The following is a 2,967-nucleotide window of genomic DNA, read 5'->3' as shown; positions in this document are numbered from 1 at the left end:
AGCATCTGACGGGCAAAATTTTCACCCAACGCATTGAACGTAATAACCTGACGCTCCGCACCCGCATTAAACGGTTGGCTCGTAAAACAATCTGCTTTTCGCGCTCAGTTGAGATCCACGAAAAAGTCATTGGAGCGTTTATCGAGAAACACATGTTCTACTAATTGGAGGCATCACCAAAATTCGGGGGTACCTGTCGGGAGTCCAATTCCATGGCCATCGGATACTGTACCGGTGGGTTATGCACTGATGCAGGGGCAGGCATTCGATACTTCGCAGTATCCAAAACTTGCTGTTGCCTATCCGGCAGGGACTCTGCCTGATATGCGAGGGCAAACCGTTAAAGGTAAACCCGCCAGTGGTCGCGCCGTGCTCAGCGCTGAAGCTGACGGGATCAAGTCACATAACCATACTGCTACATCTGCACTGACCGACCTCGGAAGCCCAGCTACACAAGCCCATGATTATGGTAGCCCGACGACAAGTGGATTTGATTATGGTTCGAAACAAGTAACGGCTTTTGATTATGGTAATAAGACAACTGATGCTCAGGGTGCACATGCCCACACATATTCACGACCAGATTATCCTGGTGGGAATGGTGCCAGCGGTAGTCAATACACATTATCTAGTGCAGCGGCCTCGACTTCTGTAGATGGTGCGCACGCTCATAATGTTTATATCGGTGCTCATGACCACTGGGTAGGAATAGGGGCCCATGATCACACAGTTCCAATTGGGGCACATGCTCACCTTGTGCCAATTGGTGCGCATAAGCATGACGTTACTGTAGATGCAGCTGGTAACGCAGAAAATACCGTAAAAAACATCGCATTTAACTATTTAGTGAGGCTGGCATGATTAAGCTGATTCTGTCTGCGCCCGTCCCGGAAATGGCTACCGCATTCGAGGCGATTTTCTCAGATGTTGAAGGCGTTGAGGTCATTAATGCTCCTTTTGAAACCATCCCGGAGTTTGACTGCATGGTCAGCGCGGCTAACAGCTTCGGATTGATGGATGGTGGAGTGGATGCTGCTATAACCGCATTTTTTGGCTCACAGCTTCAGTCTAGGGTGCAGCAGTACATTGTGAGTCATTATTTGGGTGAACAAACCGTGGGGACCGCGTTTGTTATCGACAGTGGGGATAATGCCCACCCCTGGCTGGTGCACACCCCGACGATGAGGGTGCCGCTGATTATCGACGGTACCGATGCAGTGTATAACGCCACCCGAGCTGCGCTATTGGCTATTCATCATCACAACCGGGCTGCAGGCGACGATAAAAAAATCTGCACCGTGGTATTCCCGGCAATGGGGGCAGGTTGCGGACGAGTGACACCAGAAAGTGTTGCCCGTCAGATGAAACTGGCCTGGCTGAGTATTATCTCTCCCGTGCAGAATATCAGCTGGCAGCAGGCTACGGCATGCCAGGTGGAAGTATTTAACACGACGGCATATTGCCCGTCGACAACCTGCTGCCCAAACGCCAGCACAAGATACATCGGGTTTGGGGATTACAGAACCACCTGTTCCCGTACAGGTCAGCCTTGCATCAGTCTGAAACATCAGGCTGATGATGTTCTGAGTGGGGCGTATCAGCAGCGCGACTCGCATACACAGTATAACATTTGGCACTCATACTCACTACGTTAGGCCATCCATAGATGGTGATCATGATCATCACTGTTGTATCAACATCGGCGTACACACCCACGGAGCAAGATAATGACTTTTAAAATGAGCGAAGAAGCACAGACTATTACCATTTATAACCTGCGTGCCGACACGCTGGAATTTATCGGTGCCAGTGATGCCTATATACCGCCGCACACTGGGTTACCTGCAAACTGTACGGATATTGAACCCCCGGAATCTGATGCTGGAAAAGTTGCCATATTTGACGATAAAAAAACGAGTTGGTCTCAGGTAGAGGACCATCGAGGAAAAACCGTGTTTGATACCGAAAGTGGTTCAGCAGTGTATATTAGTGATCTGGGGCCACTACCTGCGGGCACAACGTCGATTGCACCTGATGGTCAGTATCAGAAATGGAACGGTAAAGAATGGGTAAAAGATAACGAAGCGGAAAAGGCTGCTCAACTGAGGGAGATGGAAGATAAAAAAGCTAGCCTAATGCAGGTTGCCAGCGATGAAATCGCCCTTCTGCAGGATGCCGTTGATCTCGATATGGCAACAGATGAGGAAAAACAGGCATTGATAGACTGGAAAAAATATTGTGTTCTGTTAAGCCGAGTTGATTACAATAAACCTGAATGGCCGGAGCAACCGACACTGTAATATTCATTGTTATATATGTTTTTTAAATTTTGCTGGCGTACCTGCATACAAAGTATTTGCTGGTACGTCGCTAGTTACAACGCTGTTTGCAGCAATAATACTATTTTCACCAATACTTACTCCGGGAAGGATTACAGCCCCTGCACCTATCCATACATTTTCCCCTATTTCTATTGGAGCAAGTATATTTGAACTATGACGTAAGGCCGGGTTTGTATGATGGCTGACTGTAGTAAGGGTTACGTTTGGACCGATCATGGTGCCAGTTTTTATTGTTATCATTTCATTATCAAGAAAGTTACATCCGGTATTGATAAGTACTTCACCTGAAAAATTTATGTTGCCAAATTCAAAATAAAATGGTGCTACTATGGCTGTTTGAGAGCTTAATTTTATTCCGGCTCTTGATAATATTTTGTTTTTCTTCCTACGAGAAGAGTAGGATGTGTTAAAAAATAGACGGGCTTTACTTGGGGGTAATCTTTTTTTGGTGATGCCTCCAATTAGTAGAACATGTGTTTCTCGATAAACGCTCCAATGACTTTTTCGTGGATCTCAACTGAGCGCGAAAAGCAGATTGTTTTACGAGCCAACCGTTTAATGCGGGTGCGGAGCGTCAGGTTATTACGTTCAATGCGTTGGGTGAAAATTTTGCCCGTCAGATGCT

General features: G+C 47.0%; 5 protein-coding genes and 1 pseudogene. 4 read left to right on the top strand and 2 right to left on the bottom strand.

Annotation, left to right across the window (positions count from 1 at the left end; genetic code table 11):
* The 4 genes and pseudogenes from BL249_RS06700 to BL249_RS06685 all read left to right on the top strand — a co-directional run.
* A partial coding sequence (locus tag BL249_RS06700) for an IS1 family transposase (RefSeq protein WP_241898819.1) occupies window positions 1-164 on the top strand: 164 nt, incomplete at its 5' end.
* Window positions 136-861 (top strand): annotated as a pseudogene (locus BL249_RS06695) (phage tail protein); the annotation flags it as partial. The gene BL249_RS06700 and the pseudogene BL249_RS06695, both read left to right, overlap by 29 nt.
* Window positions 858-1,655: a macro domain-containing protein gene (locus BL249_RS06690; protein ID WP_099707641.1), complete on the top strand. Its 798-nt coding sequence runs from the start codon at window positions 858-860 to the stop codon at window positions 1,653-1,655. The pseudogene BL249_RS06695 and the gene BL249_RS06690, both read left to right, overlap by 4 nt.
* 72 nt (window positions 1,656-1,727) lie before the next feature.
* A complete protein-coding gene (locus tag BL249_RS06685) occupies window positions 1,728-2,300 on the top strand; it encodes a tail fiber assembly protein (protein ID WP_099707640.1) in 573 nt (190 codons plus the stop codon).
* Between the two features lie 9 nt (window positions 2,301-2,309).
* On the opposite strand, the gene BL249_RS19220 is transcribed toward BL249_RS06685, so the two are convergent.
* Both BL249_RS19220 and BL249_RS06675 read right to left on the bottom strand, forming a co-directional pair.
* The gene (locus BL249_RS19220) at window positions 2,310-2,582 is read right to left on the bottom strand and encodes a DapH/DapD/GlmU-related protein (protein WP_241898851.1); all 273 of its coding nucleotides are present in this window, start codon (window positions 2,580-2,582) and stop codon (window positions 2,310-2,312) included.
* Between the two features lie 221 nt (window positions 2,583-2,803).
* On the bottom strand, window positions 2,804-2,967 hold a 164-nt coding region (locus BL249_RS06675; RefSeq protein WP_241898819.1), incomplete at its 5' end, for an IS1 family transposase.

Source organism: Erwinia sp. OLFS4 (genome assembly GCF_002752165.1).
In the GTDB taxonomy this organism is placed as follows: domain Bacteria; phylum Pseudomonadota; class Gammaproteobacteria; order Enterobacterales; family Enterobacteriaceae; genus Izhakiella.
This window is presented reverse-complemented; position numbering and strand designations above follow the sequence as displayed.